Source organism: Acinetobacter sp. LipI_19, from assembly GCF_058242925.1.
Map to the genome: position 1 here is coordinate 1260628 of NZ_JBZAYK010000001.1, position 24902 is coordinate 1285529.

Annotated in this window: 21 protein-coding genes; 9 read left to right on the top strand and 12 right to left on the bottom strand. The window is 35.7% G+C overall.

Translation table 11 applies throughout. The annotated features are described in order from the left end of the window. Positions 1-7: 7 nt before the first annotated feature. Positions 8-472 (bottom strand): MarR family winged helix-turn-helix transcriptional regulator, encoded by a 465-nt coding sequence (locus AC4CVF_RS06110; protein ID WP_336950748.1) that lies wholly within the window; start codon positions 470-472, stop codon positions 8-10. 962 nt (positions 473-1434) lie between these two features. On the opposite strand from AC4CVF_RS06110, the gene AC4CVF_RS06115 reads away from it, so the two are divergent. Continuing rightward, positions 1435-2976 (top strand): TerC family protein, encoded by a 1542-nt coding sequence (locus AC4CVF_RS06115; protein ID WP_336950749.1) that lies wholly within the window; start codon positions 1435-1437, stop codon positions 2974-2976. A gap of 123 nt (positions 2977-3099) precedes the next feature. Here AC4CVF_RS06115 and AC4CVF_RS06120 read toward each other — a convergent pair whose 3' ends face one another. Then, positions 3100-3957 (bottom strand): alpha/beta hydrolase family protein, encoded by an 858-nt coding sequence (locus tag AC4CVF_RS06120; RefSeq protein WP_336950750.1) that lies wholly within the window; start codon positions 3955-3957, stop codon positions 3100-3102. A gap of 127 nt (positions 3958-4084) precedes the next feature. Between AC4CVF_RS06120 and AC4CVF_RS06125 the strand changes: the two genes are divergently transcribed. Further along, positions 4085-4543, top strand: coding sequence for a hypothetical protein (locus AC4CVF_RS06125; protein WP_419327349.1), 459 nt, complete (start codon positions 4085-4087; stop codon positions 4541-4543). A 52-nt stretch (positions 4544-4595) separates the two neighbouring features. Here the strand turns inward: AC4CVF_RS06125 and AC4CVF_RS06130 are convergent, their stop codons facing one another. Next, on the bottom strand, positions 4596-4832 hold the full coding sequence (locus AC4CVF_RS06130; protein ID WP_336950752.1) for a hypothetical protein: 237 nt from the start codon (positions 4830-4832) through the stop codon (positions 4596-4598). Between the two features lie 646 nt (positions 4833-5478). Continuing rightward, positions 5479-6771, bottom strand: a complete 1293-nt coding sequence (gene brnQ / locus AC4CVF_RS06135; protein ID WP_419327348.1) for a branched-chain amino acid transport system II carrier protein — start codon at positions 6769-6771, stop codon at positions 5479-5481. Positions 6772-7097: 326 nt separating this feature from the next. Between brnQ and map the strand changes: the two genes are divergently transcribed. Further along, on the top strand, positions 7098-7892 hold the full coding sequence (map, locus tag AC4CVF_RS06140) for a type I methionyl aminopeptidase (protein ID WP_490789087.1): 795 nt from the start codon (positions 7098-7100) through the stop codon (positions 7890-7892). A gap of 349 nt (positions 7893-8241) precedes the next feature. Here map and AC4CVF_RS06145 read toward each other — a convergent pair whose 3' ends face one another. From AC4CVF_RS06145 to aceR, 4 genes are all read right to left on the bottom strand, one after another. Further along, positions 8242-9414: a benzoate/H(+) symporter BenE family transporter gene (locus tag AC4CVF_RS06145; RefSeq protein WP_483770935.1), complete on the bottom strand. Its 1173-nt coding sequence runs from the start codon at positions 9412-9414 to the stop codon at positions 8242-8244. 629 nt (positions 9415-10043) lie between these two features. Then, complete coding sequence (gene leuE / locus AC4CVF_RS06150) at positions 10044-10697, bottom strand: leucine efflux protein LeuE (RefSeq protein ID WP_336950755.1); 654 nt, start codon at positions 10695-10697, stop codon at positions 10044-10046. A 153-nt stretch (positions 10698-10850) separates the two neighbouring features. Then, positions 10851-11834, bottom strand: coding sequence for a transaldolase (gene tal, locus AC4CVF_RS06155; RefSeq protein WP_336950756.1), 984 nt, complete (start codon positions 11832-11834; stop codon positions 10851-10853). A gap of 88 nt (positions 11835-11922) precedes the next feature. Then, positions 11923-12813: an HTH-type transcriptional regulator AceR gene (aceR, locus tag AC4CVF_RS06160; protein WP_034618362.1), complete on the bottom strand. Its 891-nt coding sequence runs from the start codon at positions 12811-12813 to the stop codon at positions 11923-11925. A 147-nt stretch (positions 12814-12960) separates the two neighbouring features. On the opposite strand from aceR, the gene aceI reads away from it, so the two are divergent. From aceI to AC4CVF_RS06190, 6 genes are all read left to right on the top strand, one after another. Continuing rightward, positions 12961-13386, top strand: coding sequence for a chlorhexidine efflux PACE transporter AceI (gene aceI / locus AC4CVF_RS06165; protein ID WP_004822192.1), 426 nt, complete (start codon positions 12961-12963; stop codon positions 13384-13386). A gap of 585 nt (positions 13387-13971) precedes the next feature. Next, on the top strand, positions 13972-16041 hold the full coding sequence (locus AC4CVF_RS06170) for a hypothetical protein (protein ID WP_490789088.1): 2070 nt from the start codon (positions 13972-13974) through the stop codon (positions 16039-16041). 131 nt (positions 16042-16172) lie between these two features. Next, positions 16173-17888 (top strand): AAA family ATPase, encoded by a 1716-nt coding sequence (locus AC4CVF_RS06175; protein WP_336950759.1) that lies wholly within the window; start codon positions 16173-16175, stop codon positions 17886-17888. A 23-nt stretch (positions 17889-17911) separates the two neighbouring features. Further along, positions 17912-18325, top strand: a complete 414-nt coding sequence (locus tag AC4CVF_RS06180; RefSeq protein ID WP_490789089.1) for a hypothetical protein — start codon at positions 17912-17914, stop codon at positions 18323-18325. A 397-nt stretch (positions 18326-18722) separates the two neighbouring features. Continuing rightward, complete coding sequence (locus tag AC4CVF_RS06185) at positions 18723-20177, top strand: SulP family inorganic anion transporter (protein WP_336950760.1); 1455 nt, start codon at positions 18723-18725, stop codon at positions 20175-20177. Positions 20178-20714: 537 nt separating this feature from the next. Continuing rightward, a complete protein-coding gene (locus AC4CVF_RS06190; RefSeq protein WP_336950761.1) occupies positions 20715-21098 on the top strand; it encodes a 5-carboxymethyl-2-hydroxymuconate Delta-isomerase in 384 nt (127 codons plus the stop codon). Between the two features lie 83 nt (positions 21099-21181). Here AC4CVF_RS06190 and AC4CVF_RS06195 read toward each other — a convergent pair whose 3' ends face one another. The 4 genes from AC4CVF_RS06195 to AC4CVF_RS06210 form a co-directional block, all read right to left on the bottom strand. Then, positions 21182-21754 carry a DUF4240 domain-containing protein gene (locus tag AC4CVF_RS06195; protein ID WP_419820320.1) on the bottom strand — a complete coding sequence of 191 codons (573 nt, stop codon included), beginning with the start codon at positions 21752-21754 and terminating at the stop codon, positions 21182-21184. A gap of 63 nt (positions 21755-21817) precedes the next feature. Continuing rightward, complete coding sequence (gene thiM / locus AC4CVF_RS06200) at positions 21818-22684, bottom strand: hydroxyethylthiazole kinase (protein WP_490789090.1); 867 nt, start codon at positions 22682-22684, stop codon at positions 21818-21820. A 9-nt stretch (positions 22685-22693) separates the two neighbouring features. After that, positions 22694-23848 (bottom strand): hypothetical protein, encoded by a 1155-nt coding sequence (locus AC4CVF_RS06205; RefSeq protein WP_336950764.1) that lies wholly within the window; start codon positions 23846-23848, stop codon positions 22694-22696. A 553-nt stretch (positions 23849-24401) separates the two neighbouring features. Then, the gene (locus AC4CVF_RS06210; protein WP_336950765.1) at positions 24402-24665 is read right to left on the bottom strand and encodes a hypothetical protein; all 264 of its coding nucleotides are present in this window, start codon (positions 24663-24665) and stop codon (positions 24402-24404) included. Positions 24666-24902 lie beyond the last annotated feature (237 nt).

Consider the following 24902-nt stretch of genomic DNA (forward strand, 5'->3'; position numbering starts at 1 on the left):
TTAAATATTAATGTGCAAGGTTCTTAAAAATAATTTTTAAGTTTTCCATGGTTTTTTCAATTTGAAGTGGCGTTAGACCTTCAAATGACTTTTCAAGTACAACACTCATTAAGTCATTTATTTTTTGCGTCATTTGTTGTCCAGCTTCTGTTAAATGTACTCTTGTGATACGCGCATCATTTTCACACGAGTAAGTATCAACAAATCCTTCCTCTTTTAAGCGATAAACAATTTTAGTTATCGTCGACATTTTTGAAACGATCATTTCTGAGAGCTCAGAGACACTTGCATCTGGTTTGGCTTCTAATGCAACCAACAATCGTCGTCTAGAATGGTCTACCCCATACTTTTTAAGTACGTGATCTAAATTTAAAACATACTGCGAATGTACTTGAGTGATCCAGTAGTATGGGAAATTTTCGATATTAAAATTTTCAGCTGCAGGTAAAAATTTTGCATATTTTTTAGTCATTTAAGGGTCCCTGTTTTTGTAATTATTGCCATATCTTAAGCGGTAATCATATTTTACTTTGAATACTTGAATCAATATGTGATAGATCACTTAAAGAAAAAAACAAGTAAAATCGACGAAATGTAAATTTTGCTTGAACTAAACTTAAGTTAAAGTATTTAGTAAAGGCATTGTACGACTGTCTATAGATAGATGGAAATCAGTAATACTTTGCGAAAACTTAGTCGCTTCTTCATGCAATTTAGAATGAATATAATTCATTCTCTAGTGTCGCCGTGGAATAGAAAGTTTTAAACCAACCCCAAAGGCAGATTTTATTAAATGTTAATGAAAGTCCTTGTGTCATAGTACGATCCTAAGTATTTCAGCTTGCCTAATTATGAAAATTACCAAGAAGATGTTGTTAAAAGCAAGCTCATTAGTTAAAAAAAATAACATCTTATGTTATTTTAACTGAAAAATAAAAGAAATCAACTTCGCTTAGCTCTAAATATTTTTTTTTGTTAAAATTTATTATATAAATTTATCAATTTTTTACTCCGTTAGTTGCCCTTATATCTAATTGAAAATAATTGATTAAATATAGTTATGATTAATATAGTCTACTAATTTAAAGGCTTCTACAAACATAGTTATACGTAATTTTTTACGAAAATACCAATGACATTTCTGTAATATTGATTGAAAAATAATTTGAATATGATGTATCGATATCTGTTAAAGACTATATTTGTAAAATGATGATTAGAAATACAGGAAATTTGCAGGTATCAGTCGGCTATACATATATATAAACTTAAATAAATGTAAATTTTTTATGAAAAATAATTACAAGCCTAAGATATTGTGCATAATTATAGCAATTTAGTTGAAAAGGTATCATTCATGGATCCGTCGTCTTGTAGGTCGAATTTATTTTTCTCCAATTTATATATTTATAATAATAAGCAGGAGATCTAATAATGGAATTTTTATTAGACCCTGGAATTTGGGTTGGTCTTTTAACCCTAATAGTTTTAGAAATTGTACTGGGTATTGATAACTTAGTTTTTATTGCCATTCTTGCAGATAAACTTCCTCCTGAACAAAGAGATAAAGCACGTATCATCGGCTTATCTCTAGCATTAATAATGCGTTTAGGTTTACTGTCTATTATTTCTTGGTTAGTGACATTAACTAAACCTCTGATTGAAATTGGTGGTCTCTCTTTCTCAGGACGGGATTTAATTCTATTATTTGGCGGGTTATTCCTCGTCTATAAAGCTGTCACTGAACTGCATGAAAAAATAGAGGGTAAGCCCGAGGTTAAAAGTTCAGGGGCTGTCGTTTATGCAAGCTTTTGGGCTGTTGTTGCCCAAATCATTGTTTTAGATGCTGTATTCTCTCTCGATTCAGTGATTACTGCGATTGGCATGGTCGATAATATTTACGTAATGATGGCAGCAGTAACAATTGCTGTTATTGTGATGCTGATTGCTTCTAAGCCATTAACATCTTTTGTCAATAAGCATCCTACTGTCGTGATTCTGTGCTTAAGCTTTTTATTATTGATTGGTGTGAGCTTAATTGCTGAAGGTTTTGGTTTCCATATTCCAAAAGGTTATATTTATTCGGGTATTGGTGTAGCTATTTTAATAGAAGCTTTTAACCAGTTTTCTAGCCGCAATGTTGAAAAACATCAGTCGAAAACACCATTGCGTCATCGTACTGCTGACTCAATTTTAAAATTGATGGGAAGCAAACTTGATGCAGATTTATTACAAAACCCTGAGACTTTAGCAGCACAAAAAGCCTTTGGTGATGAAGAGCGTTATATGGTCGGTGGAGTGTTAACGCTTGCAGAACGTTCAGTTGCATCAATCATGACCCCTAGAAATCAAATATCTTGGATTAATCTTGAGGATGATGCAGAGAGTATTCGTCAGCAAATTTTGGCTGTACCGCATAGTTTATTTCCTGTGTGTCGTGGACAATTAGATAAAGTGGTTACGGTTGTACGCGCTAAAGAGTTAATTGATGTACTGGATGAACCAGAGCAATTACAAGCCTTGCTTAAACGTAGTCGTCCGATTTTTATTTTTGAAAAAATGAAAGTGATTGATGCTATTCATACTTTAAGAACGTCTAAGGGTTCTTTAGTCTTGGTGAGTAATGAATTTGGTAATATCCAGGGTTTGATTTCTCCATTAGATGTGTTTGAAGCAATTGCTGGTGAATTCCCTGATGCAGATGAGCAGTTGGAATTAATTAAACTGGATGATACGACCTGGAAAGCCTCTGGCATGCTGGATTTGTATCAACTTGAGCTGGAACTTGGTATGTTGGATCTAGTTCAGGAAGACTCAGGCTATTTTAGCGTGGCAGGTTTGATTTTAGATAAAACCCAAGGCGAAGCAAAAGTAGGCACTCAGATTGAACAAGAGGGCATTTGGTTTGAAGTCATCGAAATGGATGAAAATCGGATCAAAACGGTAAAAATTACCCGTCCAGAGCAATTTTCGTAACTGTTTTGCGATTAAATCGTAAGCAGATATAAAAGACTAAAAAATGCCTCATTAATGAGGCATTTTTTTGAATAAAAAGAGCACTTAGATAGGATTACTTATCTAAGTACTTAAAACTAAAAATTAATTAAAAATATTTTTTGTCATAATTGGCCATAAATTTTGATGTGACTTCCTAAACATTAACATATGACCAATGGCTTTATGACCTGTATCTTTCGGTTTAAGCTCTATCATTTCAGTGGGGGCTTCTGGATACAAACGAAGTAGGTCTTTGACATTGGCTTCAGTGGCGATCTCATCGTCCGATGACCAATACACCGTAATTGGGCATTGAATTTCGTTGTGATAGTCCTCGAAAATAGTTTTACCTATAGCGTTCATCACATAACCGGGTTTACTGCAAAATTCCGCCCATTGTTTTGCAACATTTTTGGGTAAATTTTCTCCCATTCCTAAAAACTTAGTAGCACCATAGCCTTTGACTAAACTTGAAATAGGAAAGATCATGTTAAACATGACAGGTGCCATACGTTTGGTTCTCCCTTTAAGTCCTTTTACATGTCCTGTAGAGCCTGAAATTGCAATCACTTGAGCTACTTTCTTGTAGTTGGAAACAATGCCTAGTAATTGCCCCCCAGCACTATGACCTAAGAGTATGACTTGTTCTTTGCCTGTCTTATTCAGCAAAGTTTCAATAGCAGCAGGAATATCCAGTTGTCCCCAATCTTGGATACTTGCTGTGGACTGACGAATAGGACCATGTAAGGAGTCACCTATACCACGGAAATCGAAAACTAGTACATCTGAACCTTGTTGAGCAAGCCACTCTATAAAGTGATGATAAAAGCTCTGAGTAATACCTGTGGCAGGACAAACCAAAATAGGCAAACGATTAGTTGATTGTTTTGCCGGATAAAAACGTGCAGTTAAGCTATAGCTATCTGCACAAGTTATGGTTAAATTTTCAAATGTATTCATAACAATTCTATGAGTATGCTTTAATGATTACTTTACACAAGTTCCAAAAAGAAACTTGTTAAAAGTATGACTTCTGAGTCAAATGCAATAAAAAATATTTTAAGTAATTGGAATAAAGGTGTTTTAAATGGATTTTGTGAGTTTGGATTTGTCGGTAAAGTTAGCGTTAATATTTAGTGGAATTTATCTATGGGTAGGCATGTTGACAGGCGTTTGGAAGTATTACCAAATCAGCCGTTCAGAAATTGCCCGAGCGCATTATTATGTTGATATCGCACATCGCAGTAGTTTGCTTTATGCTCCAGCCACTTTGATTTTAGCGGTGATGGCCTATTGTTCAAGCTGGACTGAAACAATAAATTTGATATTTGTTTTGGTCAATTTATTCTTTTTTAGTTTTTCAATCGCCAGTTATGTTTTGCATGGTTTCTTGAAAGATACGACCAACCAATTTAAGCAACCACATCAATTAGGAACAGTGCAATTACCGAAAATATTGTTACGTATAGCAATGCTATTGTTGGTGTTAGGGGAGATTGTTGCGACTGGTGGATTATTACTTGGAATGTTTATTACTTTATTTTAATAGTTAATTTTTATAATTTTCTTATTTAAGATGGATGCATGGCATCCATCTTTTATTCTGTAATCTTCGCAAGTTTACGAGATTTATGGTCGACTACATCCCAAACATAGAAGGCAGCAGAAACGACTAATGCATAGGCAAAAAATTCAGGTTTTAAATTTCCTTGAATGAGTCCATGAATTAATAGTGTCATTAAAAGTGCAAGCGTTGTACTTAGATAGATGACCAGTTTCGTATTTGTCTTCAAAGAATTAATGAAGACTTGCTTATTGAAATGTATTGATAACATCTCCATCCCTCCTGTCTGCTCGACAAAAACCACATTGTTTTAGTCTGGATTGGTTTATTCAGTTGTACCATATCTAATAATTATTTCAAGAGCAAATACCTCTATTATTCAAAATAATTATGACATATTTATTACAAGTGATGATTATTTTATAAAAAATGAAAATATGTGTAATTTTTTTGATAAATGGCGTAATAGTTGTTGAAGTAGTGTGAGCTAGTTATCAAAATAAAATACAATAACTTAATAGGTCTTGAAAGTGTTTTCGACTAAAGTTGATAAAAAATTATGCAATATTTATGCAAAAATCGAAAAAAATGACTATTTTTTCAAAATAATTCAATTTTGGCATGGAGAACGGTTCACTCATTCAAAAAAAAGCAACAACGCGACTGAATTTATCTTTGTTGAATTAAAATTAAGTTTTAGTATTTTTAGCCAAATGTTTTTTATACGTAGAGCAATGCTTGATTTGATCTATTCAGGTTCATTGATCACATGTTTGAAGCACTAAGATGGATCAAAGAACGCTTTAAAAATTGTGTCGCAAACAATAACGGCCTGTGGGGTAAACATGACAATTATTGATCACTGTTAAAATAAGATTTGGGTAAAATCAAATTTTAAGGATGATAATTAAAAAGCTTTATTTTTTAACTTTATCAATTACGACACAGATGATTAACACGATCAATGATGGGATCACCCATGCAAGGTTCTGTTCATTTAACGGTAAGTTTTGAATCATCAAAGGTAAGCTGTCTTTAAAGCTTGTGACTTTAATTCCTTCAATAAGACCAAATAAAAATGCAACGCCAGTAACAGGTGCGATAACCGTGGTTGGGTTATTGAATTTACCCCAAAAGAAGCTCAATAGAATGACCACAATTGCTGGTGGGTAAATTGCACTGAGTACAGGCACTGAAAAAGCAATCAGTTTGGTTAACCCTAGATTTGAAATCACCAATGAAAATAACACCAAAATAATCACTAAAACTTTATATGGAATTTTTGTCAATTCAGAGAAGTATTCAGCACATGCGCAGGTTAAGCCAATCGCAGTAACCATACATGCAATAAAAATCAAAGCTGTAAGGAATAAAGAGCCTAAGTCACCAAAAGCATGTTGAACATAAGCATGCAGGATCACTGCGCCATTCTCAGCATTTGGAGCAGCATCATGACTGCCTAAACCTAGTTTAAATAAGCTGAGATAAACCAGCGTTAAACCTACACCAGAAATCAAACTTGCAATAATGGCATATTTGGTTACGAGTTTTTTGTCTGTTACACCACGAGAATGGATGGCATGAATAATAACAATACCGAAAACCAAAGCACCTAAAGTGTCCATGGTTAAATAACCATTCACAAAACCTTCAGAAACAGGGCTGGTTGCGTAATTGTTGATTGCAGGAGAAATTGAACCAGTAGGGATCAGAAATGCTGCAATACCTAAAATTGCGAGTGCAACAATTTTTAGTGGTGCAAGAATATGACCCACTGTATCCAATAATTTATTTGGATAAAGAGAAACTAAAGTCACAAATGCAAAATAGATAACACTATAAATAAATAATGCTGTACCACCATTGCCAAAGTATGAGGAAAAACCAATTTCATAAGAAACAGTTGCGGTACGTGGTGTCGCGAATAATGGTCCAACCGAGAGATAACATACTACGGTCAGTATTAAACTTGCGACTTTACCTAAAGGCGAGCTTAAAATCGCAATAGAACCTTCAGTTTTAGAAAGTGCCATAATGGTAATAACAGGTAAGCCTACAGCCGTGATTAGAAAACCAAGCGCTGCGAGCCATACATGTTCACCGGCTTGTTGAGCAACAATGGGTGGAAAAATAATATTGCCTGCCCCAATAAATAAGGCAAAGGTCATAAAGCCTAAAGCAATAATATCCTTGGTACGGAGATTAGTCATAAACTGTGGTTGAAAAAGCAAAACAGCGATTTTAGTAGAAATAGCTTATTTTTTGTATTTTATTTTATGGATAATATTCCCATTTTTTATAAATTTTAACCAATTAGTTATATTGATTATATTTATGTGGATGATTCACAGTTAATTTTCAAAAATCAAAATTTTTAAAAAATATAGAGTGTGAAAGAACATTATAGGGAGAAATTATACTTATTCTAAAATTTGTGTGCTTGATTTTGCATTTTTATTGAATATGATAGGCGGTAAATTGCCCTAAACGTATTGAAAAGGCATATAATATTTTTTCACTTTTGCGGACAGATCCAATGAAAGCTTCTACAGTCACCATTAAAACCGAACAAGACCTTGAAAAATTAAGAGTGTCGGGGCGTTTAGCTGCTCAAGTTTTAGCAATGATTGGTGAATATGTGAAGCCAGGGGCGACGACTGAGTATTTAGACGATATTTGCAATGATTTTATTGTCAATACGTTGAAAGTGATCCCTGCAAATATTGGATATTATGGTTATACCAAAACCACCTGTATTTCTCCAAATGAAGTGGTCTGTCACGGTATCCCATCAAAACACAAGGTTTTAAATGATGGTGATATTATCAATATAGATGTTGCGATTATCAAAGATGGTTATTTTGGTGATACCAGTCGTATGTACTATGTGGGTACAGTTAAACCTGAAGCGAAAAGACTGGTTGAAACGACTTATGAAGCGATGGTGGCTGGAATTCATATGGTTAAACCCGGTGCAACACTTGGGGATATTGGTCATGCGATTCAACAAGTTGGGCAACGTGAAGGTTATACGATCGTTCGTGAATATTGTGGTCATGGGATTGGTAAGATTTATCATGAGCAACCTAACGTATTACATTATGGTCAACCCGGGCAGGGCTTAGTGCTTAAAAAGGGTATGGTTTTTACCATTGAACCGATGATTAATGCGGGGAAATCCAGTGTCAAAGAGTTGAAAGATGGTTGGACTGTGGTCACTGCGGATAAGTCACTGTCAGCGCAATGGGAACATATGGTTGCAGTCACAGATACGGGCTTTGAGTTGCTTACACCGTGGCCTGAAGGCACTGGAAGCTACCCGGAAATTTGAACTTTAGACTTTAGTCTATTGAATGAATTGTGATCGATGATTTATTGTTTTTTTATCTTTAAAAATGATATTGTTATCACTTTATTTAATAGAAATGTGACTATTTCTGGGGATATTTCCGTTTAAGAAATATCCAATAAGTGTTTTTAAGTATTGGTTTAAATATTAACCAATCGCTAAGATAGCTTCCAGATTCTCGCTGTAGTTTCTATTGTTGTTCCAAGCTTTCTAGCTTACCCATCCTAGGGTAAGCTTTTTTTTGTCTATCGCTTCTCGATTTGCTTTGATTCGACAATTGAAAATTTAAAATAAGATGAATGAGCCTCCATTCATCTTATTGATCAAAATGCTATTTTTTAAGTTTAAAGTTTAAAATAAACGAAACAGCGAAGCCAAATAGGAGTCCCCAAAAAGCGGAACCAATCCCAAAAAACTGAACACCTGATGCACTGAATAAGAAGGTGAGCAGTGCGGCTTCACGATCTTTGACTTCATGAAATGCAATCGCAATATTATGGCTAATCGTACCAAACAAGGCGATCCCCGCTAATGCCACAATAAAAAGATGTGGAAAAGACATCAATAGACTTGTCAATGTTGCCGCAAATAGCCCCATCAAAATATAAAAGAAACCACAGCTCATGCCAGCAATATAGCGCTTCGCAGGGTCTGGGTGAACTTGGTCATCCAGACTGACTGCAGCACTGATTGCAGCAATATTCACGGTATAACAGCCAAATGGTGCAAGCAAAGTCTGCGCTGTACCTGTCCAACCAATAAGTTGGTTAACATGGGGTTTATAGCCATAACTTTTAATCATCGCAATCCCTGGTAAATACTGAGATGCCATATTGATTACAAATAAAGGCAGTGCCAATCCGAGAATTGCAGACCATGTGAACTCAGGTGTCATCCATACTGGTTTTGCCAATCCCCACTGTAAGGTTGGAACATGAAACTCCATAAAAAATGGACAAATGATAATTCCTGCGATCACGGTAATCACAATACAATAACGAGCCCATAGCCGTTTAGTGACGATATAAACCGTCAAAAGGCTGAGAATAAATGCCCAGTCGTTTTGCATACTGGCAAATAGAGCAATACCAAACTTGAGTAATACACCTGCCAGCATGGCACTGGTCAAACTCTGAGGAATATACGAAATAATTTTTTCAAATATGCCTAAAAAGCCTAGTGTGGCGGTCAGTAAACCACTCACTAAGAAAGCACCAATGGCTTCATAGAGTGAGTAGCCGCTGGCAGTGGCAATGATGAGTGCAAGTGCAGCGGTTGACCATGAGGTGGCAACAGGATATTTGAATTTCCAAGAAAGAATTAATCCTGAAAGACCTATACCTAAACCGAGTGCCCAAAACCAAGAGGTAATTTGTTCAGGGTTTGCGCCAAGTAATTGAGCTGCTTGTATGACGAGTACAGCCGAAACACTGATACCAATTAAAAAGGTAATGAAACCTGCAAATACAGCAGGTATAGAGAAGTCTTGGAGTAACTTTTGCATGATCCCTTGCTTTTAAATTTGATTGAATGGTTGAAAATGCAACCATCATACAGGGATCATTTTAAAGCTTATAGGGTTAATTGGAATTAAATATAAAAAGTAAATATAAAACTGATTAGATTATCATTATGGGAGAATATGGCTTTTTTAATCTAGAACTATCTTAGTTGAAAACAATGTATAGTCAAACCACCTAATTATTCATATAAGTGATTTGCACCAATTCATTTTTGGTACTTTTGAATTATAGTTGGTCATCCTACTGTGGGGCGACATGGATGTCGCCGTTGGGCGGGGGTACAAGACGTAGCCTTCGCCCAGCAAAAGATTTTTGTCCCTTTTTATCCCTAAAAAGGGAGGCATCGCCTACGCAAAGGTATTTAAACGTTGAATGTAAGCTGTGGTATTACAAGCTTTTATAATCAAAAATTCTTTCCATGTAATTGATTTAATTAAAAAATAATTAATTGAGAGAAGTTGTATTCTTGTGTCTGATTTTTTTGACAGGTTGACTATAGATTACCCATTGATAAAAATTAGATATTGCCTTGAATAGAAAGCGCAGTTTATTCAAAAGAACGATTTAAAAAAGAATGTTTTAATTGGGAGATTTATTTAACTAAATCAGCTTACATTGTTGAAACAGCAAGCTTTATTCCAAAAGCACAGAACAGTAAACCTACACAGGCAACACAACCTGCAGCAATTTTGTAGCGTGTATTGAAAAAAGTGGCGAGCTTAACGCCTGAGAAGATCAAGATCGTCAAATAACTCATACTGATGATTTGCAGAATCACAGAAAGTGCCGCAAAGCTTAAAGCGGGGTAAGGGTAATCGGGATCAACAAACTGAACAAAGAACGAGAGATAAAATAAAATTGCTTTTGGGTTGAGTAAGCTAATGGTGAGTGCTGTTCGAAATGGATGGAATTGTTCGTGAGTTGCAGTATTGGATGTATTTGTTTGCAGCGTTTGTGGTTTGTTTTGCCAAGTTTTGATACTTGCGATCAGTAAACGAATACCGAGATAAGACAAATAGCTTGCGCCTACAACTTTGAGAATGATAAATAACCAGGGAAAGGCGTGTAGTAAAGAGGCAGCACCTAAAACAGTACAGAGAATCAGAATTAAATCTCCTGTAAATACGCCTAAAGCACCGATATAGCCCGTTTTAATTCCAAATCGAGAGGCAATTGACATGACATACAATGAGTTGGGACCGGGTAAAATGACGATAAAAATAGTCCCTAGTATATATGTCACTATATCGGTAATACCAAACACAACATTCTCACTGTATAAATAAGAAAAGCGAAATAAAAAAGCCGAGTGGTTATGATAACAAACTCGGCTTTAGAGTGTGAGCGATTTTAGTGCAATTTTACCCAAAAGCGCATCTACAATTTAGATTTATATAAATCCTTCTAAATACATAGATTAGTCAATAAAATCAGCATCTAGACCAAAAGATTGGCGCAATAATAATGCAAGTTGTTCACGCGCTTTGATAAAACCGTCAATCCCGCTTTGCAATAATTGGAATGCCATTAAATCAGCTTCCAATTGTTGTTTAAATTCAGCTTTAGAGATCTCTTGATGTTCTTGAGCAGTCTGTTCAGTGTCTAAGCTAAGTTGAGAAACCACATGACGTTGATCATTTTTCAATTTTTCTAGCAGACCCGGTGCAACGGTTAAAAGGTCGCAACCTGCTAAACCTAAAACTTGGTCAATGCTACGGAAGCTTGCGCCCATCACTTCAGTTTTGATTTGATGTTGCTTGTAGTAATGATAAATTTGTTTAACAGACAATACGCCTGGATCTTTCTCAATTGGATAGCTCTCTACATTTTCAGCTTTTTTAAACCAATCTAAAATACGACCGACAAATGGAGAAATCAAAGTAACCCTTGCATCTGCACATGCTTTGGCTTGATGTAAACCAAAAAGTAGCGTTAAGTTACAATGAATGCCTTCTGCTTCTAGCACTTTTGCTGCTTGAATACCTTCCCATGTAGAGGCAATCTTGATCAGAATACGATCTTGGTCTATCCCATATTCTTTATACAACGCAAGTAGCTCTTTGGCTTTGGCAATGGTTTCTTCGGTATTATAGGAAAGGGCTGCATCCACTTCTGTTGAGACACGACCTTCTACAATATTTAAAATTTCGACACCCAGTTTGACGGTGAGAATATCGATGGTGCGTTCAACGAGTGCATCTAATTCATAACCTTCTTTTTTTGCTTGAGCATAGGCATCTTCAATCAGCTCACGACTTTCAGGCTGTTGTGCTGCTGCTGTAATGAGTGACGGGTTAGTCGTTGCATCCAAAGGGCGAAATTGTTGAATTGCGTTTAAATCACCTGTATCAGCAACGATAGTGGTTAAGCGTTTTAATTGATCTAATGCAGATTGTGTCATTACCGATTATTTCTTAGTTAAAATATTTGTGATTTATTTATAACACAATGCGATTTGAGCAAAAGAGGAAAATGTACTGAAAGGCCTATTATTTTGTATGAATTCTTTGATTTCGAATGTGATTAATCAAAAAACGAGCAGCTGAGCCTAAATTGCTCTCACGACTCCAGACTAAGTCGACAAAATATTCAAATTTTGGTGTGAAATCGAGCAAATCCAAGATTTTTAACTTATGTTTAAGCTCAGGATTTTCATTAAACATTTCTAAGGGAAGTACTCCCCAACCCAGTTCTTTTAAAATTAAAGCACATGCTGAGTGGTGATTGTCCGTCCGCCAATAGTTTTTAGAATAAAGCAGTTCAGGTTTAATGGTTCGATCACGACTTGCCACGACAATTTGTCTGGATTGTAGGATTTGTTCAAAAGTAACTTGTTTATGTGCTGATAATGGATGATGAATAGCTGAAACAGGAACCAAGGCTTCTTTTTTAAATTCGACAAATTGCTCACGGCTTTCAAGTATTTCACGTTCAAACATCAATGCCAGTTGTGCAGTCTGATTCATCAGCATTTTCAGCGCATCTTCTTGTGGTGCTGAGAAGATATTAATTTCTAAAGTTGGAAAATGCTCTCCCAACAGTGCAATGTATTCAGCCCAGTCTGTATGCAGTAATTCAGAAACCACCACGATATTTAATGAGGATTCCAAGCCTTCGCTAAGTGCAATCGCTTGTTGTTTCCACTGATTCATTTCTACTAGCAGTTGTTCAGTTTTTTCATATAAGCGTTGAGCTTGAGGCGTAGGGATTGGTTCACGTCCCACACGATTAAAGAGTTTTAGATTTAAGTCTATTTCCAAGTTGGCGATAGACATACTGACAGCGGAGGGGACTTTGCCAAGCTGTCGGGCTGCTGCTGAAAATGAACCTGTTTCCATCACCGTTTTAAAGATGGTGAGTTGTTCTTGGTTAATATTCATACGTTTGGCGCCATTCTGTTTAATTCTTCAATCATTAAATTTACTCCAATTCATACGACCTTTCAATGAAATTGAAAGAACCTGACTCGATTGATCAATATTATAAAAATATAATGCATCCATCGAATCAAAAAAGAGTAGTTTTAAATGATGATTTCCAAAAGAAGGGTTATTCATGCATTAAGCTATGAAGTCATCCTGTTGGTGATCATAGCGATTGCATTAAGTTTTATTTTTGAAGTGCCAATGGAAGTTACTGGTGTATTAGGTGTTGCGATGGCCGTGACTTCAGTGGTTTGGAATATGGTGTTTAACCATTTCTTTGAACAATTTGAACGTAAGAGAAAACTTAAACGTACCATTGGTGTACGTATTTTACATGCCATTGGTTTTGAGGGTGGTTTGATGTTAGCCACGATTCCAATGGTTGCTTACGCAATGGATATGTCTTTGTGGCAAGCAATTTTATTGGATTTTGGAATGACCACCTGTATTTTGGTGTATACCTTTATTTTCCAATGGTGTTATGACTTGATTGAAGAGCGTATGGGGGCAAAGCCTGTACATTCTTAATTAAGCCTGCAATGCATTTATTTTAAATTTTAGTGAAAATTTCAAATGTGTTGCGTTAGAGATCCCCTTAGTTTTTTTGAAAACTAAGGGGATCTTTTTTTATAAAAATTTAATTGAATAAATAACATATAATTAAAATAGATTTTAAATAATTAATAAAGAATGGATAAATTAGAATCAATAAAGATAAAACCCGTTACACGATCACAGCTCAGTTTAAACAAACTTTTGCAAAAGATAATTGGAATTCAATTTGTTTTGTAAAATTGTTCGCCTACAATAGGGTCTGTTAACATTTCATAAATGGCTTGCGTTGTAGGCTAAAATTGAGCAGGCAAGGCATGAAACGAAGAGAATAGCGAGACTATTTTCGAGTTTCATAACACAGACTGAGATAATTTTAACCATAACCCTTCGGGACTAGAGTTTTTTTGTCGCTACGTCGTTACGAACTACTCATTTAGCTGACTAAATTTCGTATTTCGTGCCTCGAATCGTCTAAAAAAACTCGTTGTCGCAAATATAGAAGAAGTGTCAACAGACCCTAATAAATTCAATATATGTAAGAGATGGATTGAGGCAAATATGGTGCAGACAGTTCAGGAGCAGCTGCCAGATAGACACCAGCTTGCTGCTCAAGAATTACTTCAGGTTTCAGCAAATTTAAATAAGATTTATCTTGATCAATTTGACTATTTGTCCGAGATTACTGCGCACAACTTTTTCCAGTTTGATCCACAGCAGCATCAATTCAGTCTGGCAAATCAGTTACTCAATATCTACTTTGATGAAGAAAAGGGTTTAATTTTTGATTTAAATTTTGAAAAGTTACCGCGTTGTTTAGAAAATAAAATTAATATCAATCGTTTTGTTCAATATTTCTCAGAAAATATTTATTTTTATACAACAAAATATCATGAGATACATCCAACTGATTTAAAGACCAAAGCCCAAATCATCCGCCAAACGCTGATTGAGCAGGTTTTTGAGTGGGTGGATGGTGAAAATCGGGTAGAGCAGTATTTATATAATATTAGTGAAGCAGATGCAGAGCGTATTGATCAAATTTTGCTGCACTATGAATATTTTGATTATGCCTATGTTTCTGATTTTGCCAAATATGGTAAAGCGATTCCTTTAAGTGTTGAAATTAACATTAAGCATTTAGTGCTGATTAATTCTGTATTGGGTCAAGAGTTTTTACCGATTCAGTCATTGGTACCCAAATTTCAACAGGCCATTTTTTCTTTAGATCAGTTTATTCCAGCGCATTATTTGCGTATTTTAAAGATTTTTCACCCAGAATCATTACGCTTAAAAGAACTCAGCCAGTATTTTGCAAGTTATCAATTGCTGGCGGTACATGCTCAACAACAACCGCAAATGCTTGCTTATGCAAAATATATGAAACGCGGTTTTTGGCAATATCAGGATTTATTGAGCAAGCAGCACTTTTTACAAAAAGATGCTGAATATTGGGAACAGGATCAAATTCCACAAATTCCAATTTGTAGTCTTAAGCGCACTGCAAATTGGCTATTTAAACAAGATGAACAGGTCAATGATTGGATTAGTCGACATATAAAGGACCCCAATGTCCGGATCACAATCACAGCATTAAGTTTGATTGATACTTCAAAGATTTATCCTGAAGTCACTGTAAGTGTTTTAAAGTATTTTAAAAATATTGCAGCACGGCTATTTTTAATTGAATGCCATTCCTTTGCAATTACAAATGAATGGCAAAACAACCCAAAGAACAATCGTTATAGTTTTTTAAAAACAGAGATTGAAAATAAATCGAATAAGAAAACGATTTCTCATTCTTATTTGTATATCGAAGAATGGTTGGATTTTGCTGCGTTGATGTTGGCAGATCAACCGCAGATGTATAAAAAAATATACCTTAAGATAAATCGAATCATTCAAGCATTTATGCTGTTTGTACAACACATTGCTCAGGGCTTGCCCAAACAACTGATTAAATTTATTGATCCGCAACGACAACAACATGCTGAATTCTTTATTCAGTTGCAAAAGCAAAATATAACAGTCGATGATTTTCGTAAAAAACTGAAACACATGCAGATCGGTCGTGCATCTAACCCGAGTATATACGACAGCTTTGTTTTGGACTATGTGATGCATTTATTTAATGATCATCACGATATAGAGCGAAATGTCACTTGGTCTGGTTTATATCAGCAAGCACAGCGTTGGCATCAACATCATTATTTTGTTGATACCTTATCGACACTTAAAGAAAAAATAGATGTAGATCATTGGGATCGCGTTGCACCAATGCAAAAGATTTATTTTGATGAGTGGTGCTATGAGGAACTGAATAGCCTAAAACGAATTATTCAAGAGTCGTTGGTGTTTAAACACTGTTTGGCATTGTCCTATTGTGCGCGGATTGTAGATCGAGAATATGTAGCATTTCATGTATCGAAAGTTGATGATGTGACGCAGGAAATGACTTTGGGTTGTTATTACAAATTAGGACGTTTGGTCTTTGATCAATTGCGTTTACCCAATAATCTTATTCCTGATGAGTTCTATATATTGAAAGCTCAAGCTTTTATTGATGATGTAAATCAGCATTTAAAATGGAAAAGCAGTATTCAACCCAATGAAGAATTGGGAAACTTATAGTTTGACGCAGATCATTTTTAAGTGGGCTGCTTGGCTTTAATTCACTTTTCGTGATGCATTTGGCTTAACTTTTTATACAAAAATCGTTAGGCTATAGCCGTCCCATCCTGTTTAGGTAATTCAAGGCTGTTATGAAACAAGAAACTGCACTCAAACTTATGAAAGCGGGTGAAAATGTCTTTTTGACTGGATCTGCTGGTGCAGGAAAAACCTATACGCTTAATCAGTACATCAATTATTTAAAAGCACGCAAAGTCCCTGTTGCAATTACAGCATCTACGGGGATTGCAGCAACACATATGAATGGTATGACGATTCATACTTGGGCAGGTATTGGGATCAAAGATACGCTGACTGATGATGATTTGAAGCGTATGAAAGAGCGTAAATACTTAAAAGAGCATTTAGAAAATGCCCAAGTCTTGATCATTGATGAAATTTCAATGTTACATGCCAAACAGCTAAATTTAGTCAATCAAGTTTTAAAATATTTTAAAGAATCTGATGATGCTTTCGGTGGAATTCAAGTGATTGCAGCCGGAGATTTTTTCCAGTTGCCACCTGTAGGTAAAAACAGCGAACTAAATCGAGATAAATTTTGTTTTATGTCAACCGCTTGGGTTGAAGCAAAATTTCGTGTTTGCTACCTGACAGAGCAGCATCGTCAAGATGATTCGGCATTGAATGACGTACTCAATGCGATTCGTGCCCAGAATATTCAGCCACAGCATATTCAAGCGCTACAAGATACCCGTAATCAAGACATTGGTGATACCTACACGCGTTTGTATACCCACAATATGGATGTGGATAGCATCAACTTTCAGCATCTCAATGCGATTGAAGGGGATGATCATCAATTTGTAGCGGTGACAGATGGTAACGAAAAGCTGATCGAAACATTGAAATCTTCTGTACGTGCGCCTGACGAGTTGACGCTTAAAAAACATGCCAAAGTCATGTTCGTTAAAAATAACTTCGATATGGGTTATATCAACGGTAGTTTAGGTGAAGTTATTGGTTTTGAAGAGGACGATGAACTGGGAATGTTGCCTAAAGTCAAAATGACCGATGGTACAACCTTATTGGTTGCGCCAGAAACATGGTCTGTTGACAATGAAGGTGGTAAAACCATCGCCAGTCTACAACAAGTACCATTACGATTAGCTTGGGCGATTACTATTCATAAATCACAAGGGATGACCTTGGAAGCTGCGGAAATCAACTTAAGCCATACTTTTGAAAAAGGTCAGGGTTATGTGGCTTTATCACGGCTTAAATCGATTCAGGGTTTAAGATTGTTAGGTTTTAATGATCAGGCATTGGAACTGGATAGTCTTGCAATTAAAGCAGATCGCCGTTTTCAAGAGTTATCTAATGAAGCCGAAGTGCATTATGCAGATTCAGATTTAACTTCACAGCACAATGCTTTTATTCGTCATTGTGGCGGGACTTTAAATACCACTGAGATTGAACGTAATGAGAAGAAGCTGGCGCGTAATAGTGGTAAAACCAATTATGCCTCGGCAACACTTGATGAAACACGTGAATTGTTCGAGAGTGGGTATGAGATTCAGGATATTGCGGTTGAACGTGGATTAACTCCTGCGACGATTATCAATCATTTGGCTCGTTTACATCGAGAGCAAGGTTTAGATATCTCGATTGCAAATCCTGGTGAAGAAGTTGTAGAAAAAATTCGTGTGATCTATAAAAAATTGAAGAAACGTCAAGATCCAAGTCATTTTAATGATGATGGTGCGATTAAATTGCGTCCAATCGTTGATTTAACCAGTCCCAAAATGGGCTATGATCAGGTACGTTTGGCATTGTTATTTGTTGAGTGATAGATGTTTTTAGTGATGAATTAATGGCTAAATTTGAGAAAAAGTTATTAAGTCCACGTTTAGCTATTTTGTCTAAATGCAAATATTCTAATAGTTATAATCTCAGCTTTCAGTTGTGCCCATTTTATTATGCGCATGAATTGATAGATTCAAATATTTCTTTTGAAGGGTTGGAGCTACCATCTCCATTTTTAAAAGATTTGCTTGGGTTGACGTTGGTTTTTGATGAAAATGAATCTGAAGCATTTAATGGGTGTTTTACCATTAAAAGTATCCATAATCCTGTCGATTTATACCAATTGGCATTTATTGAAAGTCGTGACGGTTATCTAAAAGTGATTGCGAAAATCAAGATCGATTTTGAGTTTGAGCAATTTGATGATTTTGAAAATCTAGAATTGGTGATCAATGCTACTGTTGCTTCTCAGATCTTATGATTCAATCGTTTTAAGTGAAAAAGAATGCATTAACACAGATGTTTATTGATGATTTTGTTAAGGTCTATCAATAGAATACAATAGATGTCGTGCTTTGAATGAGATAAAGAACCATAAAGCGCCCTAGTCCAGAAATGTGTCATCTCATGGTTATTCTTATTCTAAAATTAAAGTGAATTTCAGCATCGTATAGCTGTGTAGTAAATTTGGATGCTATACTCGCACTTTAACTTCCTTCAAAACCAGTGCTTTTTTATGACACTTACGCCACCTTAAGTTTATTTACCTCTTCTAATTTGTAAATAACTCATCACTGTCTAGTGATGTGGTGTAGTCGTTTGTGTGTCGTATATCACATCACTAGCCTATCAAAAAATCAAAAAAATAGGCGCTATTTATGTTATCTAATATCCGAGAACAATGGTTCTCTAACATCCGTGGGGATGTGCTTGCTGGACTTGTTGTGGGGCTTGCACTCATCCCCGAAGCTATTGCTTTTTCAATTATTGCTGGTGTAGATCCAAAAGTGGGTTTATATGCATCATTTTGTATCGCCGTCGTGATTTCGTTTGTTGGGGGACGTCCAGCAATGATTTCGGCAGCAACAGGCGCTATGGCATTGCTTATGGTCACTTTAGTAAAAGAGCATGGCCTTGAATATTTACTTGCTGCAACAATTTTAACGGGTGTGATTCAAATATTTGCAGGCTATTTGAAGTTAGCGAAGTTAATGCGGTTTGTTTCTAAATCTGTAGTGATTGGCTTTGTGAATGCTTTAGCTATCTTAATTTTTATGGCTCAGTTGCCTGAATTTGTGAATGTGACGTGGCATGTTTATGCTTTGGTTGCATTAGGTTTGGTAATCATTTATTTATTTCCGCTCATTCCAAAATTAGGAAAAATACTGCCTTCACCGCTTGTGTGTATTATTGCAATTACGATATTGGCAATGAGTCTTGGATTTGATGTGCGAACAGTTGGGGATATGGGGGCTTTGCCTGATACGCTTCCAATATTTTTACTTCCAGACATCCCTTTGAATGTTGAAACATTGAAGATTATCTTGCCGTATTCATTCGCATTAGCGGCAGTTGGTTTACTTGAATCTATGATGACAGCGACGATCGTGGATGAAATGACGGATACACCAAGTGATAAATATCAGGAATGCAAAGGGCAAGGAATCGCCAATATTGCATCTGGTTTTATGGGCGGAATGGCGGGTTGCGCAATGATCGGTCAATCTATGATTAATGTGAAATCTGGCGGTTTAACTCGCCTATCAACATTCTCAGCAGGTATTTTTCTTCTTATTCTTGTTGTGTTTATTAGTGACTGGCTCAAAGTGATTCCAATGGCTGCATTGGTTGCTGTAATGATTATGGTCTCTATTAGTACCTTTGAATGGCGTTCTCTAACTAGCTTTAAAGCAAATCCTAAAAGTAGTAATGTTGTGATGATCATGACTGTCATAGTGGTCGTGGCTACTCATAACCTCGCATTAGGTGTACTCAGTGGCGTTTTGCTTTCAGCGCTATTTCTTGCCATTAAATTAGAAAATGATATTCAGGTGAAGTCTGCTTTTGAAGAATCAGCACGTTTATATGATTTAAGCGGTCAGATTTTCTTTAGCTCTTCTGAAAAATTTATGCAAAGCTTTGACTTCAATGAGAAAATTTCAAATGTCATTATCGATTTGACTCACTCCCATATTTGGGATGTCACATCTGTTGCGATGTTGGATTCTGTTGTAAGCAAATTTCGTAAGAATGGAATCAACGTCACAGTACGTGGTTTAAATGAAGCGAGTTCAATTATGATCGATAAGTATGGTACACATGCCAGAATTTAAATTAACGAGACTCTATATTTATGTAGAGTCTCTAAAATCGGTATAATCTTAATTATCCAAGTACTTCGTAATATGAATTAGCTAAGATTCATTTATGGGATATATGCCACAAATGCTAAAACTAAAATCAGCAAGTGAGAATGGTTTTAGCTTGTGGAATATTGATACAGCTGAAAAATATAATCAATGTAGTGTAAAAAATGTTTGAAATAATTAAGATGCTAACTTAAGCCCAATGTCTAGCTTTTAAAAAAGATTCAAACTTAAAGTAATATTTACAGATTAAAATCAACGAAATATAGATTAGTGTTTGATTTATCTAGAATTCCCTATCATTTAGAAAATTTAGTATTTGGAAGTAAATTTGTAGAGCTAAAAGTAAGCTAAAAAAAATAACACCTCTACGACTTGCTTTTTCTTTTACCGTTCTCATAAATCTAAGCGCTAAAATGTTAATTTAGCGTTAATTTTACAGTTTTTTTATATGTTAATGCTATAATTGTTATCAATATCTAGTGCTTTCAAACGGTTAATACCATGCCACAAATGTTTATTGATTATTCTGACAATATTCAAAATTTAGATAAAAAGAAATTGATGTTGGGCTTAAATCATGCACTGTTCGATACAGGGTTAGTGGGGCAAGCACATGATATTAAATCCCGTATTCAATCAGTTTCGGATTATTTGATTGGCTTTGGGGATGAAAGTGGCGAGCAGAGTAAGCAGGCATTTATTTTTGTACGTTTACAAGGTCTAAGTGGTCGTACTGAACCACAAAAAGATTTAATGACTGAAAATTTATCGCAATTTTTACAGTCATTTGAAGATTATTCTGCACAGGGTTTAGAAATTCAGCTCTGTGTAGAGTTTGCTGAAATGCCACGAGAAATTTATAAAAAAGTTTTCGTGCAAAAATAATCAGATTGGGGCTTAGAAGATAAGCCCCAATCTTTTACTTATTTATTTCTAAGTTCGCATATTGCTTTAACCAGTTTTGGATATCATGCTTGTAACTCAACACCATTGAGTAAATCTCTTTCAATCTTGCCTGCTGCAAAATCATAGTGATGTTCTGGATGTTGTAAATATACTGCATCACGAATCTCAGACTCTTCTTCATTTTCATAATGAACGCTATATGCTTCATCAGCAACATAGAGTAGACCCTCAGCCCAAGTGTCGCCTATATCAAAACTATATTTTCTGCTAACAAAGTTTTGAATATCTTCTTGTATGTCATCAAAGAAATCCTTGCCTTTGAGGATTAACCAACATCTAAAATAAATAAAACCATCATCTGATAGATAAGCATCGAAATTGAAAATACCATCTTTTTCCGTAAATTCAGATTCTAGAATTGTCGAGAGTTCTGCGATTTCAGCGCTATAGAGTTGTGAGAGTTTGAGCTGAAGTGTTTTTTCAAAAATAATCAGTTGTTGTTTATCCAACTGAGATAAATATTGCACAAGATCTTGTAAATGCTGGTCAATATCATAGTCAGACCAGTGAGCATCTTTGTTGTGGTTCGACTGGTCTATTGCGTCCCAAAACAATTTTTCTTCTTGTAATGACATATGTGGTTTCATAATCGGTTTAAGCTTAATTTTAATGATTAAAAGCAAGTTTATATTTGTACTCTAAAGACTTAAGACTTTTATATCAGCATATTGCCAAATTTTATCCGCACTCATTTGATGTATTTCATCTAGAAATGCGACATTAAAGCTCCCAACAGATTGGGCTTTTTCAAAAGCTAATTTTCCTGCAATCGCAAAATGGATATGTGCAGAGACTGCTGCGATCGTGACTGTTGTGACCGAACTATACGCTGCAATTAATGCGCCTAAAGCGCAACCTGTTGCCGTAACTTTAGGCTGTAAAAAACTTCCGCCATTAACCTGAATCACGCTATTGAGCTGTTTAGAAAGAATAAAGTCAGATTCACCAGAAATTGCAACACATTCAGTATGGGTTAAAAGTGCTAAAGCTTGCAAATAGACTTCATTACTCGAAACAGTACTGTCTACACCTTTGGATTCAACCTGATTACCGGCAAGTGTACTGATCTCTGAAGCATTGCCACGAATAATACTCGGTTTAAGCAAAACCAATTGATCGACCATTTCACTGCGCCATTTGAGAAATGCACCATAACCAACAGGGTCGAGAACCCACGGTATATTTTTACTTGTTACAGTTTGTGCTGAAATCTGCATGGCCTGCATTTGTTCAGACGTAGGCGTTCCCACATTGATACTTAATGCTGCAGCAATAGACGCAAAGCTTTCAGCCTCAAATGGGTTATCAATCATTGCCGGTGAAGCCCCTGCAGCTAACAAGACGTTGGCAGCATAATTTGCTGCGACACTATTGGTAATACACTGGACTAAGGGCTGTTGAGTTTGCAACTCAGTCCAAGCATCCACAACTTTTTGTAAAATGACATCAGTGCGCGTATGAAGTTGATCCGTTTGAGAATGGGTAATATTTTCAGGATGATTCATAGATGCTCCTTACTGAGTAAAGTAGTGGTCTTGGTGTTTGCAACTGCGACAAAATAATGTCACATAATTTTGTGCATCGTACTCAACTGTCAATTCGTTTGAGCCACAATACATACAGCGCTTTTGTGAATAGAAATTTAACCGGGGTTCGATCTTTTTCCATGATTTCCACACAGGTTGAAAGAAGATACCTTCATCGTAGCCTAAAAACCGATAAAACAGTATTTCACTCATTCTACTCAATGGAATATTCGGTGGGCGTGGCAGGGTTGAGGTTTCCCATTTTTCTGCAATTGCACGTTCTCTATATTGTTGTACTGTTTTTTTGAGAATATTGGTATTTATAAAGTTTTCGTTACGAACTTGTAGCGCCTTTTTTTGATATAAATATTCAAGCGCAGTTTGAATAAGATAGAAAATTTGCCCAACGGCCAATGTGTCGAGTAGGTGATAACAGAAGATTTGGAAGTTTTTATTACCCGAAATCTGGATACCCCACGTGCGGCAATAATGTTGGGTAAACTGTACAATTTCTTGATACAGCACAACATAGAGTGCATTTTTCACTTCATCGGATGTTTTAAATGGGATACCTTGGCTTAGATTCTCATAGAACCAATGGCGTAGTTGTGTTGCAATACTAAACATACTCGGTTCAGAATAACCATCCAAACGAACGTTGATATAGTATTGGTGGGCATCATCGCTAAAATCTTTGGCGACAAAAACATTATCTTTAATCAGCTGATTGAGAAGTTGACTTTGAAAATAGTAATTGGGTGTAATGGGATGATATTTAATTACTTCCCAATCAATAAACTCTTGATGGTTGGTATTTTCATGCACCTGATTGTCTAAAATACTCAGTAAAAATAATTTATGTAAAAAACTGAGCTGGTCTAAACCTAATTCAAAGTTATCTTTTTTCTTTAGCTTACGGGTTTCTTGCAAGCGAGTTTCTTTAATCAGTTTACGCCGTTTACTTTGACATGTTTCACAATGACAGTTACGTTGATTGTTTTGAAAAACTTGATGATTGCAATGGCTACATTGGTGAAAACTGACTTCTTTCTCAAATTCTTCAGCTTCAACATAATACATACTTGCCTGACAAAGCGGGCAAAATGTACTTTCATCCAGCTGTTTTTGCAGAATTTGAAGCATAGAGATAAATGTATAAATTATTAAGGACTTTTCATTATACACATCTATATAGATGAAAGCTGATTGCTTAAATTGAATGTTTTATAAAATATACATATTCGATCATGATTGAAGCCATTGTATTGTTATTCAATGATATTCAAAAAACTAAATCTCAACGATTCAATCCAGTTGAGTGCAAGTTTAGATGTTTCTAAATGAGATCATTTTTTAATCTTTCCCTCTGGTCCGTATGTAGAATGCTGTTATGGTATTTTCTTGCTCAAAGAACTTAAAATATTCAAAATGACCCGATTGAGAACCGTTATATTGGTCGCTTCGTTGCGTCAAAACATATTGACCATTCAGAATTATTGCAGGACAAATAGCGCAGTCTGACTTGTATTATCATTTTGAAAAGCAAATATTTATAATCCCATTGCAAAAGTAACGATGTGGGGCCTTGGAGAACTGAAGCTTGTATATGGTTTAAATGCGGTAAATAGAACGTATCTATTGATTCTATTTACCGATAAAAGGTGATTTAAACAATAATCCTAATGGTTATATGCCCTTAGTAAGCAGCAGGACACGGTAATTCAGAATCCTCAAAATGCTCCATTTTAGCTTGAAGCAATGCCTTGGCTTTTTTAGCTGGAACTCTGTGCTGTCCTAGCATTTCATATTCCTTTAAAAGCGCAGTCACTTCACTGCTTTTTAAAGGAATGCCTTCGCAAGTCATAAACATCGCAATAACTTGATGATCTAACTTAGCTTTATCCAGCATTTGCATCGTTTTAATGTTTTCAACACGAACTATATGGTCTTTAAAAATCATGTTGCACCTCATTTTTTGTTGAGTATTTTTATTGTGCGATATACACGATATTAAACAAGCAAGAACTGTGCTCAAAATGTAGTCGCTTTGAAAAAAGTGTAATGTTTTGCATTGTGGCGGTTTAGGATTTATCGTGCACCTAAGGGTTGTTATAAGCCATTACCCTTGCCAATATGCAACTGATGGTTGGATTCCATGACACAAAGAATATCTTTTGTTTCCATTTATTCAGTACAT